The organism is Vibrio xiamenensis (assembly GCF_900100015.1).
In the GTDB taxonomy this organism is placed as follows: Bacteria; Pseudomonadota; Gammaproteobacteria; order Enterobacterales; family Vibrionaceae; genus Vibrio; species Vibrio xiamenensis.
The window spans coordinates 1-14,758 of record NZ_FNDD01000050.1; the positions used below are offsets into that span (position 1 = coordinate 1).

A 14,758-nucleotide genomic window follows, 5' to 3' on the forward strand; every position below is an offset into this window, starting at 1 on the left:
ATTCGTAATCTCGAGTGTCTTTGGTTAAATTGTTTAGTCTGATGCGCCATTCGTTTTTCGATTTCTTTGCCCTCTGCGATAGCGCACCAGTTCCTTTTGCTGGCTCAAAAGGAACCAAAAAAGCCTCTTGTTTCTCTCACGCTGACCGGCACGGTTTTACGCGTTCCCGACGCGGAAAACCTAAAAATTCGTCCTGAATTTTTGCCTAATTAAGATTAAATATTTGATATTTTATAAATCAACGCATTCACCGATATTTTATTCCATCTTGTATCTCATTTATCGTCATACTAAATATAAAAATAACAATAATACCGATAGTATATTGAAATAAAAACTATCAATGAGAGCACTATGGAACAATATTCACCCACAATGTTAATTATAATATTCATCTTAATTATTCTTTACATATTATTATTCATATCTAAAAAAAGAGTGGATTCCATTAGCTCAAAAAAAGATGAATATATTAAAAACCAAGACCAAGAGATAAAGAATCTATATGGAAAACAACAAGATTTACAATCAACGTTAGATAACACAAATCACTCTCTAAGTCAGATAAAAGAAAAATATTCATCAATCATCGATATGGAAACCCACTGCAACAAGATACTATCTGACTCATTAGCCAAATCAGAGATGATGAAAGATCAATCAGATAGATTGATAGATAATGCAAAAAATCAAGCTAGCTCGATTTTAGATAACGCCAATAAAAATGCTTTAAATAAAGAAGAAAAGGGCAACGCATATATTGAGGATGCAAAATCACAGGCAGAAACAATAATAAATGATGCACAAATCCTAAAATCCGAAGCTACTAATAATCTGAAAATATCTAAAGAAAAAGCAGATTCGATAAAAAGTGAAGCTAGATATGAAGCTGAGATAATTATTAAGTACGCGGAGGAACGAGCTAAAGAGATTGCTGGTAGCGCTTATGAAGCGAAAGAAAAAGCAGATCTTTACGAAATAACCATAAAAGCGATGAAAAATATTATTGATGGTTATAAAGATGATTACATAATCCCAAATCACTCAGTTCTCGATGATTTGGCAGAAGAATTCAGTTACAAAGAAGCGGGTGAAGAGCTAAAAAAAGCACGTAAACGTGTTCGGGAAATGGTGAAAGATGGATTAGCGGGAAGCTGTGACTATGTAGAACATCATCGCCGAACATATGCAGTACATTTCGCTGTTGATGCGTTCAACGGAAAAGTTGATAGTGCTTTAGCAAAGGTCAAACACGATAATTTTGGCAAGATTAAGCAAGAGATCATCGATGCTTACGCACTAGTGAACCACAACGGATCACCATTCAGAAACGCTCGTATTAATCAAGAATTCCTAGATATCCGACTAGACGAGTTGAAGTGGGCGGTTAGAGCCCATGAATTAAGAAAAATCGAAAGAGAAGAGCAAGCTGAAATTAAAGCTCAAATCCGAGAGGAAGAAAGAGCTATAAGAGAAATGGAAAAAGCTAGAAAAGAGGCAGAAAAGGAAGAGCGCCTAATTCAAAAAGCTTTAGAAAAAGCACGCTCAGAACTATCCAAAGCGTCAGAAGAACAAAGAGCTGCTTACGAAGCTCAACTCGCAGAATTAGAAACTAAACTGCATGAAGCTGAAGAAAAAGGACAAAGAGCAATATCCATGGCGCAACAGACTCGCCGTGGGCATGTTTATGTCATCAGTAATGTGGGTAGTTTCGGAGAAGATGTCTTCAAAATCGGTATGACTCGACGACTAGAACCAATGGACAGAGTCAAAGAACTCGGAGATGCATCTGTACCATTTGCTTTCGATGTGCATGCCATGATCTACAGTGACGATGCGCCTGCGCTAGAGAAGGAGTTGCATCAACGCTTTAATCTCCAATCAGTTAATAAAATTAATCCTCGCAAAGAATTCTTTAGAACTTCGGCTAAAGAAGTTAGGCAAGCAGTTGAAGATAATGGAATAACAGATGTGCATTGGACGATGAAAGCTGAGGCTGCTGAATATAGAGAAAGTTTATCTATTGAAAAAGAGCAAAAAGCCGAACTCGTTGTTGCAGATTAATGTCTAACAACCACACTAATAGGCAAAAATTCATGGATGAATTTTTAGGTTTTCGGCGCAGGACGCGCCTAAAACCGGGCCGGACGACACCAGAGCACAAAAGGCATTTCTGGTTACTCTTTGTGCCAGCAAAGAGTAACTGGTGCGCTATCACTTTAGTGAAAGAGATCGCTGTAAGTATGGCGCATCATACAAACTAGCTTTATCAAAAATGACAGCCCAGCACCGCATCATACAAACTGACTTCACACAAACTGATCACCAACAGTCAGAAGCTCAAACGCAAACCAAGTAGTAACTGGTGCGCTATCGCAGATAGAAAAGAGATCGGCGCGCGTTTGGCGCATGAGAAAACTCATCAGATAACTTAGCCACTTCCAATAACTCGATTTCTATTCATTTAGATAATTAGTAGACCTTAATACCTTTTACTCCATAAACATGATTATTTCAGACGAAAAGCCTAATAATTCCGACACTTTAACTGGAGAGTTAAACAAGGTTTTCTCGTAAAATATCGGCTAATAAGCCATTTATATCAGTATTAATACTTACTATTAAGAGTAGATAAACCGCAATTCAATAATAAAGACATTTAACACCAAAAGTCTGGTTCAAATGTTTAAGACTAAGGTTGAATAAAACCAATAACAGTATTTTTAAGGTTCCCGAATAAAGATTAAAAATGATTAAAGGATGACAAATCATGAAACCGTCAGTTGACCGCCATATTATCCGCATGCGAAGAGGAATGTTCATCGCTAGCCTTATAACACTGTCTGGCTGTGCAAGTTTATCCGAACCAAAAGTGATCGACGATATTCTTTTTAGCGACAAAAATTTTGCACTCTGCTTTTCCGGTGTCGAAAGCTATTCGCCAGCGGCTGTCACCGAAATTGATTGTAGTGACAGCAACATCACCTCAGTAGATGAGCTGAAATACTTTCCAAATCTTGAACATCTGGTGCTACTCAACAACCAGATAGCTCACCTGAATACCCGCAATAATCCTAAGCTCGAGCGCATCGTCGTTGCTGGTAACGACCTTACCGATATTGACGTTAGCCATAACCCAGAGCTCAAGATGCTCAACGTATCAAAAAACCAACTCACCCAGCTTGATGTAAGCCGCAACCCGTTACTTGAAAGCCTGTACGCTTACAAAATGCCTATTGCCGAGCTGGATGTCAGCCATTTAGATAAGCTGCGTGATTTGGGACTGAGCATGCATAAGCTCAATGAACTGGATGTTACTCACAACCCGAATCTAAGCTCGCTAAATTTAACCTCTGGCAGCTTAACCCGGCTTGACCTAAGCCATAATCCTAAACTTGGCTACTTATATTTATCCTCCAACCGGTTAACCGCGCTCGATGTCAGCCACAACCCCGAGTTAAAACAGCTTAATGTCCGTAATAATAAATTGACCAAACTCGATTTGAGCCAGCAGACCAAACTGCAAGAGGTCAAAGCCGACTACAACGCGTTAGACGAGTTTGCTCTTGGCAAAAACCCGCAATTGCGCGCACTGGAAATTAACAACAACCAACTGAGCGAGCTCGACATAAGCCAGCAAAGTGGACTTACAAAACTCATCGCGTTCAATAACCCACTTTACGACATCACTTTTGATCACGACCATAAGTTCGACCTGTTCTCAGTTGAAGGTACGCCTTATACAGCAGCGTTAACCACCACATCGCAAGAGCCCGAGAAAGCGCAGGGGATCTCTAACTTACTCGCACCGCGGGTGAGCATTATTGAAGGTGGGGTGATAACCCAGAAAGGCCATCAATACGAGGTAACGCCAACCCAGATGGTTGCACCCTCACTTGGCCAGTATATTGGCTTTCGCTACTCGGTCACTCTGCCTAAAAACGCGCAGGGCAAAGTTGATCCAAACCTCGCCAAAACCAGCCAATTTCCTATCACAGTGCGCATGACCCATCCAGAGATTGTCGACCCAAAAACCGGCAAAGGGTTCACCGTGTCAACCTGGACGGATACCATGTTTAAACATGACCAAAACCTTGCCATGTGGTATTTCGGCGATAAAAGCGAGCTGGTCTCTGGCCGCTGGGTGTTGGAGATCCTCTATCGTGACAATGTGGTAGCCAGAAAAGCGTTTCAACTGATCAATTTAGATGATCCCAAAGAGCAACAAGCGATAAAACAAGCGTTGGTTTTGCAACGACTTCTCACCAAAGGCGCTGGATTCTTATGCGCAAATAAGTCGTTGCAATCTTGTCTGCATATCGAGAGTGAAGCGCAGTGCGAGCAAACTTTAGAACCTTATAACCAAGAGTGCCAAGCCCAAGCTAAAGCAATGATAGATAAACAAAAAGATAGCATTAAGAGCAAAGATGCCTTAACTAAATACACGAAACTGTATATCGGTTGCTTAGCCGCCAAATATGTTGAAGTGAAGCAACTCGACCGCCAAGAAGTTCGCGAGTGTATTAAACCCTAACCAATATTCCTTAAAAATATTGAGGGAACATCATTTCGCAGAGCGCTTAATTAGGCGCTCTGCAATTTCTCACTCAGCATAGCTTTTACAATTTGATGCTTTCACGAACGACTGTAAATCCTGCTAGTCCCGCTGAGCTGCGAATAGGTAACCACTAACATAAACAAAAAACAGGTCATTAATCATGGACATTGAGCTGGAAGTCAGAAATATACGTAACCAATTACAAAAATTCGCCCTGCCAATCATAAGGTTAAAACCAAGACCACAAAACGCTGAAAACATCTGGAGTAGCAAATTTGGTGGCAAACCTTACTGGCCCAAAAACATGAGCTACCCAGAAACAGAGTCGGGCAACAAGCTTATCTTAATTGCCCAACTCAATTTCGAAGAGCTTCCTCAATTAGAAGGATTTCCGCACACCGGTATCCTGCAGTTTTTCATCGCAAATAATCAATATTACGGAATGGATATTGATAGATCTGTAGAAGAAATTATTAGCTCACATGATGGCTACCAAGTGATCTACCATCCCGTCATTGATAACAACCAATCACATCTTACTCAGGACCTGCCACAAGCAGAACCAGAGAACTATTTACCCCTATCCAGAGAACATCGATTAATCGCAACACTCGACCGTGAAATCCCCTCCCCTGAAGATTTTCGCTACGAAAAATACGTGGGCGACCCATTCGAGCACGGTGATGAACTCGGCCACTTTCTTTATGACAATTTATCATCCGAAGGCAGCAAAGTGGGAGGCTACGCGCACTTCACCCAAGAAGATCCACGCATTTATGGCAGGTATGATGACTGGGTTTTGCTGTTTCAGATGGATTCAGAGTATTTGAGCGATGTAGACATCACATGGGGAGACTTAGGCGTTTGTAATTTTTTTATCGAAAAAGATGCACTCAGAAACCGTGACTTTTCCAGAGTTTGGTATAACTGGGATTGCTATTGACTACGTTATGGATGATAACAGGCAAAAATTCAGGACGAATTTTTAGGTTTTCGGCGCAGGACGCGCCTAAAACCGGGCCGGACAACACCAGAGCACAAAAGGCATTTCTGGTTACTCTTTGTGCCAGCAAAGAGTAACTGGTGCGCTATCGCAGATAGAAAAGAGATCGGCGCGCGTTTGGCGCATCATATAACCCAACCTAACATCACATGACATCACACTAACCAAACAAAACTAAATAGCTCCCCCACTCCTAGCGTTAAGACAACAACCAGTGCTACAACAGAGTGATATAAGCCATTGATTACCAATTAGGCTTGGTTCAAGAACTGATCAACGTTAAGGAAGAGTGATGAAATACAAAGCGATAATTTTCGATTTTAATGGCACTTTGTTGTGGGACACTCACTTGCACAATCAAGCCTGGGACAGATTTCTCGCGAAGTATGGATTCAACTTCAGCGACCACCAGAAAAACCAAATTATTCACGGTAAGCAAAATCAAGACATCTTCAAAGAGTTGTTCAAGCAAACCCTTAGCGATGCTGAAATTGAGCAATATGTACTGGAAAAAGAGCATCTTTATCAGGAGCTGTGTTTAGAGGAGCAACTGCCGCTGGGCCCGGGCGTCGAAGCGTTTCTCGATCGCTTAAAGCAGCAAAATGTTCCGTTTACGATTGCCACCTCATCGGGCATCGAAAATGTCAGCTTTTATTTCGAGCATTATGATCTTAAACGTTGGTTCTCACTCGACAGCATCGTTTACAACAATGGCAAAATTAAAAGTAAGCCGAGCCCAGACATCTTCCTTGTCGCGATGGAAAAGCTCGGCTGCACACCTGAGCAAGCGATTGTTTTTGAAGATTCTCGCACTGGGATTCTGTCTGCACAGGCGGCGAACTCGGGCAAAGTTATCGTCGTCAACTCGATTGATGGCGACTACTCTGAGTACGGTCTTGATGTGATCACCCATTTTGATCAATTCGATATGGCGCTGCTTGGCTAGTGCCTCTTCGATGAGCATAACCCATGTGCATATAAGCAGCCAAAGCGCGCAGTTTTCCTCGCCCAACTTTGGTTGTTTATATTATCGCGCTGAAAAGATTTAACACCTTATCTAACAAGCCTTTCCAGCGATAAAATCCATTCAATCCCCCTATCCTTTACCACGCCGCACTTGAAAAATATCGATATATTCTCCACAATTCGCCCGACTTTTGGCCTTACGGCTATTTTTTGAAGGGGGTAATGTCGTGAAAACCGCGATGTATATAGACGATCTCACCGCGATCGATTTTTCAGTGTATGACGGAAAAGAGATCCGTGGAGACAGCGTGTCGCTGAGCGTAATGGTCACAGGGAAACTGGACGAATCCGGCATGATTTCGGATTTTGGCAAGATTAAACCGAGACTGAAAGCGATCTGCGATAACCAAGTCGATCATAAGTTGGTTTGCGACCCTAAATTTTTACGCGCCGAAAATGGCATCAGCCGCGGTGAATTTCATGTCGCGAGCGGCGTTATCACATCGACTGGCCCAAGTTCGATGTATTGCCCTATCGAACTGAAATCAAGCCACTACGTTGCTGATATCAAAGAATATCTCCACGCAAAATTCCTAGACGCGATGCCGGATTTCGAGTTCGATATTGAGCTTGCTCGTAATGCCAACGCCAGTTTTCAATACAACCATGGCCTAAAGCTGCACGATGGTAACTGCCAACGCATCATTCACGGCCACAGCGCTGAGCTTGAAATTGTGATTGATGGTCAGCCAAACACGGATATTCACGACAGAATCGCAGCCAGACTCAATGGCAAACACTTTTTTAACCAAAGTGATGTTGAGCAAGGTGAAAGCCTTTCAACCATTCGTTACCAAGCGTCACAAGGCGATTTTGAAGTCAGTATGCCTAACGCGCTGTTAGAAATCGTCGCCAGCGAACCGTCGATTGAGAACATCTCCAAACACGTCACTCTCATGGTGAAAGAGATGTATCCAGACGCTGGCAGCATTCGCGTTCGCGTCAGCGAAGGTCTCTCCAAAGGCGCAGTGACTCTGCTGTAAGCGCCACTTAATCTGAGCGAAAATCGAAGCCAATGCATAAATCAAATTCACGGATGAATTTGCAACGCGACCCAATACCCCACCACGAAAACAGATCAAATTATTTCAATTCACCAGGCAAAAATTCAGGACGAATTTTTAGGTTTTCCGCGTCGGGAACGCGTAAAACCGCGCCGGATAACATCAAAGATCAAAAGGCGCTTTTGGTTCCTTTTGCGCCAACAAAAGGAACGGGTGCGCAAACACAAAAGCCAGACAAATCCACGCTCGTATGACGCATCAAACAGCCCTGCCGAACCTAACTATCAAGGCGTTTTGCCTCCCCTTTCGCCAACAAACGGAACGGATGCGCAAACACTAAAGCCACAGAAATCCAAGCTCGTGCGGCGCATCAAACAGACCCACTGAACCTAACTAACAAGCGTTCTCTGCCTTTTCCAAACACAGACAAAAAAACAAAACCGTAGCAAAGTAAAATTCCCCTACAAACATAAATAAAAGAATCAGGTTATAATCCTGCCTTTCGAATTCTAAGGCTGCCACTATGCACCACGCTCACTCTGTTATCGTCCTCGACTTTGAAACCACCGGTCTGTCACCCAATATGGGCGATAGAGCAATCGAAATCGGCGCGGTCAAACTGGTCGATGGCCAAGTGGTGGAGACTTTTCAGCAGTTGATGAACCCGGGCTTTCGTGTCAGCGGTTTTATCGAAGGCTACACTGGTATCACTAACGCCATGCTAAGCCGCGCGCCAAGCTGCGCAGAAGTCATGAGTGAATTTGCCGAGTTTATTGCTGGCAGCCCTTTGGTGGCTCATAACGCTTCGTTTGATAAACGCTTTTTAGATGCAGAATTAGCGCGTATCGACGCCACTTACACTGAAAGTTTTGCTTGTTCGATGCTTATCGCCAGACGTTTAATTCAAGATTCACCCAGCCATAAGCTTGGCGATCTGGTGCGCTTTAAACGCATTGAAAACGATGGCACTTTCCACCGAGCGTTAGCCGATTCACAAATGACGGCACGGCTGTGGATGCTGATGATTGACGAACTTAACCAGCAAGGCATTCAAACACCCAGCTTTGCCTTAATGCAAAAAATCGCTAAAACAAGCAAACACGCGGTCAAAGCGCTGCTTACACAAAATGTCACTAAGTAGTGGTAGTCGCCTCTCGCTTCAATTTAAGCCCATTTCCCAATCGGCTTAATAAAATTTCCTTGGTTGAGAATTTATAAATCCCAACAAAAAAACATCGCTTGTTGGAAAATAGTGCCCACAGGAGTACGGTAGTAAAAGCTCAATACAATCAAGGAGAATCATCGTATGCGAATCGGATTAGTCGGTTATGGCACCGGAGGTCAGCATTTTCACGCCCCGTTTATCGAAGCGGCGGATAACCTGCAACTGGCTGGCATCGTCGCGCGTTCAGCAGAAAAAATTGCCGCCATCGAACGTGATTTTCCTGACATGCCGATATACGACAGCTTAACCAGTATGATTGCAGCGGCCGATATTGAAGCGGTGACCATCTCAACGCCTCCGCAAACCCGTCGCCAATTGGTACTCGAAGCGATTGCTGCGGGCCTGCATGTGGTGGCCGACAAACCGTTCGCGCCAAATACCGACATTGCCCAGGAACTTTTTAGCGCCGCAAACGCTAAAGGCGTGGTGCTGTGCGCTTTTCATAACCGCCGCTTTGATACCGATGTGCAAACGCTGAAAAAGACCATTGGAGATGGCAAACTCGGCAAAGTTTGGCGACTGCACTCTAGGCTTGATTGTGATGATCCCGCCTCGCTTGAACCGGGGCCCAGTGGCGGTTTGCTGCGCGACTTAGGCAGCCATGTTATTGATCAAGCGCTGTATTTACTCGGCCCGGTGACTTCTGTTCATGCGCACATTGACGAAGTCGAACTGCCACAAGGGCCAACCAACGCAAGCTTTGTGCTGACGCTTAAACACCAAACCGGTGCCACTTCGTATGTATCTGCCAGCAAGCTCAATCATATCGAAATAAAAGAGTTTGTGGTTTATGGCTCAAAAGGCAGTTACCTATCGCAAATGTCAGATGTGCAGGCCCAAGCGATTTTTTCCGGGCAAAGACCTGCCACGAATCCGTCTACTTGGGGAATTGAACAGCCAGAACGCTGGCCGATATTGCGTGATGAGAACGGCGAACAGCGCGTTGCGTCTGAGCAAGGCGCTTATTTCGACTACTACAATCAATTTGAACGTGCCGTCAAGCATGGTGAAACGCCGCCTGTCACTGAGCCGCAAGTGATTCAAGTGCTGAAAATTCTCGATGCCGCACTGAAAAGCGCCCAGCAAAACCAAGTGATTGAAATCGTCTAAGCCAGAAAAAGCCCCAAATCACACTTGGGGCTTTGATACTGGTTAAGGCTTTTGTTACGCAACCACGACTTGAAGATCGCCAGTGCGCCATGGCTCAATCACCACTTTAATATGATCGTTGGGCGTCAGTAGCGTATCGAACGCGGCTTCCACACCATCAATGCCGACTGTGGCAGTGAGCATTTTCTGCCACGGCAGTTTGTGCTCGGCAATCGCGTGCAAGCACTGCTCAAACTCATGAGGCTGATAGTAGTAAGAGAAGCGCAAGTCGAGCTCTTTAACTGTCGCATAAGCGTAATTGATGGTTGCGGGCGCAGTGTGAATACCAGTGACCACAATGCGCGCACCAGCAGGCGAGCGGCGCATAAAATCATCAATAAGCGTGTACTTACCAACACACTCATAAATCACCAACCGCCCGCTATCGGCAATCTCAGCGCCTTTAGCCACTTCATCTTCCAGCTTAGGATTGGCAAAATCGGTTGCACCAAATGCTTTGGCCAAATCTAACTTTTGCTGCTGAATATCGACAGCAACAATGCGTTTTACGCCGCGCTGTTTAAGCGCACTGATAACCGCAAGGCCGATTGGCCCACAGCCAACCACCAGCGCGGTATCTTGCACTTCGATATCACTGCGATTGACCGCATGCAAGCCTACCGCGAGGGGTTCAGTCAAAGCCGCCGCCTCTGATGGTACGCCCTCTGGCACCGCAATCATGAGCGCTTCATCAAGCAAAAAATACTCGGAGTACGCACCGTAAACCCCTGGTGTCACACCAATACCAGCGCCGTTTTGGCTCATCAATAGCGGCACCGAGGTGACACGACTGCCAACGGCTAGAGATTGAGTGGTATTTGCGCCATATTCAACGATTTCAGCGCAGAATTCGTGACCAAGCATGACTTCACTCTGGTTATCCATTTCGCTAGGCATAATGCCAAGTGAACGATAGACATCAAACACTTCATTGCCATGACGAGTAATATGCAAGTCAGAGCCACAGATGCCGCACGCTAGGCTGCGCACTAACACTTGTCCAGCGCTTGGCTTTGGCACAGGCGCTTTGGTTAAACGCACCCCGCCGTTTTGCATCACTATGCTGTTCATCATCGTCATCGTTAGGCTCCTTTCGACTCATCGCTCATCTGAGCAATCGCGCCCGGTTTGATGTAACGCGCGGTGATGCCCTGCGCTTTGGCCGCAGCAATCAACACTTGCTCAATCCAGCCCGCATCCATGATATTCATGAAATTGCCATCTTCATCGAAATTGATATTGGCACCGGTAATCACCATAAAGCCGTCCGCACCGCCAGAACCTTGCGGGCAGTGGAAAGTATGGATTGAACCACCCGGCTCATAGAGGTAACTGCCGCCAGTTTGCACTTGATCTGGGTATTCAACGTAGTGCCAAGCACCGCTTAGGGTGTAAAAATGTACCACGCCAGTATGGAAATGCTTAGGCAAAGTAATGCCCGGTTTGAATTTGGCGCGAATCACCCAAGTACCATTCTCAGGGTCCAAAAACAGTGGGTAGACATCAACGCCCGGCAGTGCGTCTTTGATGATTGATTCTTCATTGGTGTTAAGCGTTAGTAGCAGATCTTGATGTGAAATCACTTCAGGTAATGACATAGCTGACTTCCTCGTTGTTGTAATTATGGAGCGATTTAGCGCGCCGAAGTCGACGCTTTGATAATCACCCACAACCTAGATCAAGGAATCACACTCGACTTGATGTTTTACGAAACAAATTTGATATATTGCGAATTACAATTTATTAACATATAAAAACGAGAGATGGGCATAGTAAGAACCGGTGCAGCAGACAAATTTAATGAATTGGTAGCCGACTTTGGTCAGAACCCAATATCCATTATTAATGAGGCAGGATTATGTTCTGCTCAGTTTCGCGACCCCAATACCTATATCGCCTGTTCAAAACTGGCCGAACTGCTTGAAATTGCCGCGCTGCGCTGCCAGCAGCCAAGCTTTGGGATTCAACTTGCCCAGCGGCAAAGTTTAAGAGCCCTCGGCGACTTACCCATGTTGGTTGCCAGAGCGCAAACGGTCGGAGAAGCGCTAACCCACATCAATGACTATTTGTACTTACAGTCCTCGGCGGCAAGTATTCACCTTAGTCGTCGTGGCGAACGAATCTGTATTACGCTGGAATTAGACATTGAAAGTAAACGCGGCATTACCCAATTGCTGCAAATGAGCGTGGCGCAAATGGCTAAGTTTGTCGCTAGCATACTCAATATTGAGGTTCAGCTTATCGCGCTGCACTTACAGCAGCGCTTTCTGGTTTCACACTCAAAGTCGCAAGCATCAAACCTACCAGACATTTACGTTGGTGAATCATTTAACGGGATCTGGCTTAAAGCCAATCTGCTTTCGAGCAAAAATCACCAAGATCAACACGCCCTTGACCGTCACTTTCAAGAGCACTTCCAATACCTGCAAAACCGCTATCCCAATGACTTAGCAGCGCAAACCAGCGATATGATTGGCCGCTTATTGCCAAGCGGAGAATGCAGCATTGAACGTGTCGCTAAAGCGCTAAACTTACACCCGCGAGTGCTGCAATTGCGACTAAAAGACGACAGTACCAGTTACCGCCAAATATTGCAGCACGTACGCCAGACCCTCGCCGAGCACTATTTGCAGTCAGAGCGTTACTCTATCACTGACATCGCTCTGCAACTTGGTTATGCCGAAATCGCCGTATTTAGCCGCCACTTTAAAACCTGGACAGGTCTCTCTCCGAGCCAATGGCGCAGTCAATTTCATTCGTCCGCTTGACGCAACATTCTCTCTAGACTCAAAAACGGCTTTCCTTACACCTGTCTTAATAACAAGAAACGCCTCGGTGCTACATTGGTTTGTAATCCAGACACTTAATGTTCAGGCATGATTCAAAAACACCAAAGCGTATTTAATCTTCGCTATAAAGCCTGAATGGTGTCGAATTCATCAAATAGACTTGGCAACAAGGACACGCATTATGAGCATCGAGCAGAAAAACAAAGTCGATATGATCACCCAACTGAATGACAAAGTCGTATTGGTCATTTCTGATGATCTTGAATGGGATGAAAAAAATCAAAAGCTGCTGTTACTTCAAGATAAGTTGAACGCGTATTTGTCTTTTATCGAGTCTGGGCAACTGTCTGACAAATACCCAAACCTAGACAATAACCGCATCCAAATTCGCTTAATCTCGAAATATGCGCCAAACGCAGAAGCAGAAAAATTCCTCAGCATCGCTTCACAGTCAGTGAAACAAGCCGGTTTTGAATTAGCGCTGCAATTTGCCAAAGTGCCAGCGTAAAACGGCTTATTTTCTCCGGAACATGGAATGGGAGCGGCAATAGCCGCTCTTTTTGTTTTTGGTGTGTGATGAAGAAGGTTCATTTGTATGATGCGCCATGCGCACACCGATCTCTTTATCATCTGCGATAGCGCACCAGTTCCTTTTGCTGGCTCAAAAGGAACCAAAAAAGCCTCTTGTACTCTGGCGCTGTCCGGCACGGTTTTACGCGTTCCCGACGCGGAAAACCTAAAAATTCATCCCTGAATTTTTGCCTGATGAGTTAAAATAATCAGCTTACTATATCAGTGCTTTAGGGTAGCATTTTGTGCCTGCTGGAATTTGTACCCACTCCAGCTTTTCGCTAGTCCAAACATGAACGGTTGGTTCAAAGATTGCTGAAGTGGCTTTGTCTACTGGCTTGAGTTTAAGCTTTATAGTCAAATCATCTTCTGGATTAAAATGGTAAATTCTATTGCCACAATTTGGACAAAACTTGGCACTATTGATGTTGCCGCTATCAGAACTTCTCGACCATTCACGTAACTCCCCCATAAATTCGATGTCTTGTTTAGCAATAACCGCAGTCACACTATAAGGAGCTGTGGCTAATTTTTGACATTCTGTACAATGACACGCAAATACGAGCTTTGGTTTTCCCTTAAGTTCATAACTGACTTGACCACATTGGCATGAGCCGCAAATTACATCTTCCATAATTTCATCTTCCTTAGTAACAAAACTTTCAAATATCTTTTTTGTAATATTGGGCTGGCATATCTTGGTAATATCCCTTTCCGATGCAATTAAAACCAAACTTGTGAAGAATATGTTGAGAGATTTTATTCTCTACTTCCGTCAAAGCTAACACATTTGTATAACCAACTTGTTTGGCGAAATTAAGGGTAGCTTTGCTCGCTTCATATGCATAACCCTTACCTCTAGCCGAACCCTATAACCTAATTCAACCGTTCGGTTTTCCTGATAAGTGAACGACTCAATTCCACAATAGCCAACTAACTGTCCATTCGTACGTTCAACAACACAAAACTTACCAATACCTTTGCTTTGAAACGACCTGAGCAATTTGTCAAAACGAAGTTCAGCTTGATGCCTCGTCATTGTACCTAAAGGTGAATACGCCATGAATTCAGCATTTTGAAGTAAGCCTATCACCTCCTCTTTGTCCTCAGGGATAAACTTCCTCAACTCTAAGTTTTCGGTAGTAATAATAAACGGCAACCTAGTAATAGATTCATAATACTAAAAACTATCAATGATTAGATAACGACTCAACCAATCACTAGGCAAAAATTCAGGGATGAATTTTTAGGTTATCGGCGCAGGACGCGCCTATAACCGGGCCGGACAACATCAAAGATCACGAGGCGCTTTTGGTTCCTTTTGCGCCAACAAAAGGAACTGGTGCGCTATCGCAGATAGTAAAGAAATCGACTCGCGCTAAGCGCATCATACAAACCACCTCACCAAAACCAACCGGCGTTTCGCCTCCCCTT

Annotated in this window: 13 protein-coding genes and 1 pseudogene; 10 read left to right on the forward strand and 4 right to left on the reverse strand. The window is 44.4% G+C overall.

The window, feature by feature from the left end; translation table 11 throughout:
• Window positions 1-354 precede the first annotated feature (354 nt).
• The 7 genes from BLS03_RS24160 to BLS03_RS24190 all read left to right on the forward strand — a co-directional run bounded on the left by BLS03_RS24160 (window position 355) and on the right by BLS03_RS24190 (window position 9,926).
• Entirely contained in the window at window positions 355-2,064 is a 1,710-nt protein-coding gene (locus BLS03_RS24160) for an SNIPE associated domain-containing protein (RefSeq protein WP_093279410.1), read from the forward strand.
• 706 nt (window positions 2,065-2,770) lie between these two features.
• Window positions 2,771-4,534: a leucine-rich repeat domain-containing protein gene (locus BLS03_RS24165; protein WP_093279411.1), complete on the forward strand. Its 1,764-nt coding sequence runs from the start codon at window positions 2,771-2,773 to the stop codon at window positions 4,532-4,534.
• Window positions 4,535-4,718: 184 nt separating this feature from the next.
• Window positions 4,719-5,501, forward strand: a complete 783-nt coding sequence (locus tag BLS03_RS24170) for a YwqG family protein (protein ID WP_093279412.1) — start codon at window positions 4,719-4,721, stop codon at window positions 5,499-5,501.
• A gap of 352 nt (window positions 5,502-5,853) precedes the next feature.
• On the forward strand, window positions 5,854-6,507 hold the full coding sequence (locus BLS03_RS24175) for an HAD family hydrolase (protein WP_093279413.1): 654 nt from the start codon (window positions 5,854-5,856) through the stop codon (window positions 6,505-6,507).
• 247 nt (window positions 6,508-6,754) lie between these two features.
• Complete coding sequence (locus BLS03_RS24180; RefSeq protein ID WP_093279414.1) at window positions 6,755-7,570, forward strand: 6-carboxytetrahydropterin synthase; 816 nt, start codon at window positions 6,755-6,757, stop codon at window positions 7,568-7,570.
• Window positions 7,571-8,114: 544 nt separating this feature from the next.
• The gene (locus tag BLS03_RS24185) at window positions 8,115-8,732 is read left to right on the forward strand and encodes a 3'-5' exonuclease (RefSeq protein WP_093279415.1); all 618 of its coding nucleotides are present in this window, start codon (window positions 8,115-8,117) and stop codon (window positions 8,730-8,732) included.
• 165 nt (window positions 8,733-8,897) lie between these two features.
• On the forward strand, window positions 8,898-9,926 hold the full coding sequence (locus tag BLS03_RS24190; RefSeq protein ID WP_093279416.1) for a Gfo/Idh/MocA family protein: 1,029 nt from the start codon (window positions 8,898-8,900) through the stop codon (window positions 9,924-9,926).
• A gap of 54 nt (window positions 9,927-9,980) precedes the next feature.
• Here the strand turns inward: BLS03_RS24190 and BLS03_RS24195 are convergent, their stop codons facing one another.
• Window positions 9,981-11,045, reverse strand: a complete 1,065-nt coding sequence (locus BLS03_RS24195; RefSeq protein ID WP_093279417.1) for a zinc-binding dehydrogenase — start codon at window positions 11,043-11,045, stop codon at window positions 9,981-9,983.
• Between the two features lie 2 nt (window positions 11,046-11,047).
• Window positions 11,048-11,563, reverse strand: a complete 516-nt coding sequence (locus BLS03_RS24200; protein WP_093279418.1) for a 2,4'-dihydroxyacetophenone dioxygenase family protein — start codon at window positions 11,561-11,563, stop codon at window positions 11,048-11,050.
• A 165-nt stretch (window positions 11,564-11,728) separates the two neighbouring features.
• Here BLS03_RS24200 and BLS03_RS24205 point away from each other — a divergent pair, with 165 nt between their 5' ends.
• The 3 genes from BLS03_RS24205 to BLS03_RS25770 all read left to right on the forward strand — a co-directional run bounded on the left by BLS03_RS24205 (window position 11,729) and on the right by BLS03_RS25770 (window position 13,508).
• Complete coding sequence (locus BLS03_RS24205) at window positions 11,729-12,733, forward strand: AraC family transcriptional regulator (protein WP_093279419.1); 1,005 nt, start codon at window positions 11,729-11,731, stop codon at window positions 12,731-12,733.
• A gap of 202 nt (window positions 12,734-12,935) precedes the next feature.
• Window positions 12,936-13,262: a DUF6572 domain-containing protein gene (locus BLS03_RS24210; RefSeq protein ID WP_093279420.1), complete on the forward strand. Its 327-nt coding sequence runs from the start codon at window positions 12,936-12,938 to the stop codon at window positions 13,260-13,262.
• An 87-nt stretch (window positions 13,263-13,349) separates the two neighbouring features.
• Window positions 13,350-13,508 (forward strand): hypothetical protein, encoded by a 159-nt coding sequence (locus BLS03_RS25770; RefSeq protein WP_176765688.1) that lies wholly within the window; start codon window positions 13,350-13,352, stop codon window positions 13,506-13,508.
• Window positions 13,509-13,541: 33 nt separating this feature from the next.
• On the opposite strand, the gene BLS03_RS24215 is transcribed toward BLS03_RS25770, so the two are convergent.
• Both BLS03_RS24215 and BLS03_RS24220 read right to left on the reverse strand, forming a co-directional pair.
• Window positions 13,542-13,958 carry a GFA family protein gene (locus tag BLS03_RS24215; protein WP_093279421.1) on the reverse strand — a complete coding sequence of 139 codons (417 nt, stop codon included), beginning with the start codon at window positions 13,956-13,958 and terminating at the stop codon, window positions 13,542-13,544.
• 28 nt (window positions 13,959-13,986) lie between these two features.
• Window positions 13,987-14,483: pseudogene (locus BLS03_RS24220) on the reverse strand (GNAT family N-acetyltransferase).
• Window positions 14,484-14,758: the final 275 nt, after the last annotated feature.

Bases quoted from the DNA above. Each gene is read 5' to 3' on its own strand.
- BLS03_RS24200 (WP_093279418.1), bottom strand. From the start codon at position 11,563: ATGTCATTACCTGAAGTGATTTCACATCAAGATCTGCTACTAACGCTT.
- BLS03_RS24215 (WP_093279421.1), bottom strand. From the start codon at position 13,958: ATGGAAGATGTAATTTGCGGCTCATGCCAATGTGGTCAAGTCAGTTAT.
- BLS03_RS24170 (WP_093279412.1), top strand. From the start codon at position 4,719: ATGGACATTGAGCTGGAAGTCAGAAATATACGTAACCAATTACAAAAA.
- BLS03_RS24195 (WP_093279417.1), bottom strand. From the start codon at position 11,045: ATGACGATGATGAACAGCATAGTGATGCAAAACGGCGGGGTGCGTTTA.
- BLS03_RS24160 (WP_093279410.1), top strand. From the start codon at position 355: ATGGAACAATATTCACCCACAATGTTAATTATAATATTCATCTTAATT.
- BLS03_RS24205 (WP_093279419.1), top strand. From the start codon at position 11,729: ATGGGCATAGTAAGAACCGGTGCAGCAGACAAATTTAATGAATTGGTA.
- BLS03_RS25770 (WP_176765688.1), top strand. From the start codon at position 13,350: ATGATGCGCCATGCGCACACCGATCTCTTTATCATCTGCGATAGCGCA.
- BLS03_RS24190 (WP_093279416.1), top strand. From the start codon at position 8,898: ATGCGAATCGGATTAGTCGGTTATGGCACCGGAGGTCAGCATTTTCAC.
- BLS03_RS24210 (WP_093279420.1), top strand. From the start codon at position 12,936: ATGAGCATCGAGCAGAAAAACAAAGTCGATATGATCACCCAACTGAAT.
- BLS03_RS24165 (WP_093279411.1), top strand. From the start codon at position 2,771: ATGAAACCGTCAGTTGACCGCCATATTATCCGCATGCGAAGAGGAATG.
- BLS03_RS24175 (WP_093279413.1), top strand. From the start codon at position 5,854: ATGAAATACAAAGCGATAATTTTCGATTTTAATGGCACTTTGTTGTGG.
- BLS03_RS24185 (WP_093279415.1), top strand. From the start codon at position 8,115: ATGCACCACGCTCACTCTGTTATCGTCCTCGACTTTGAAACCACCGGT.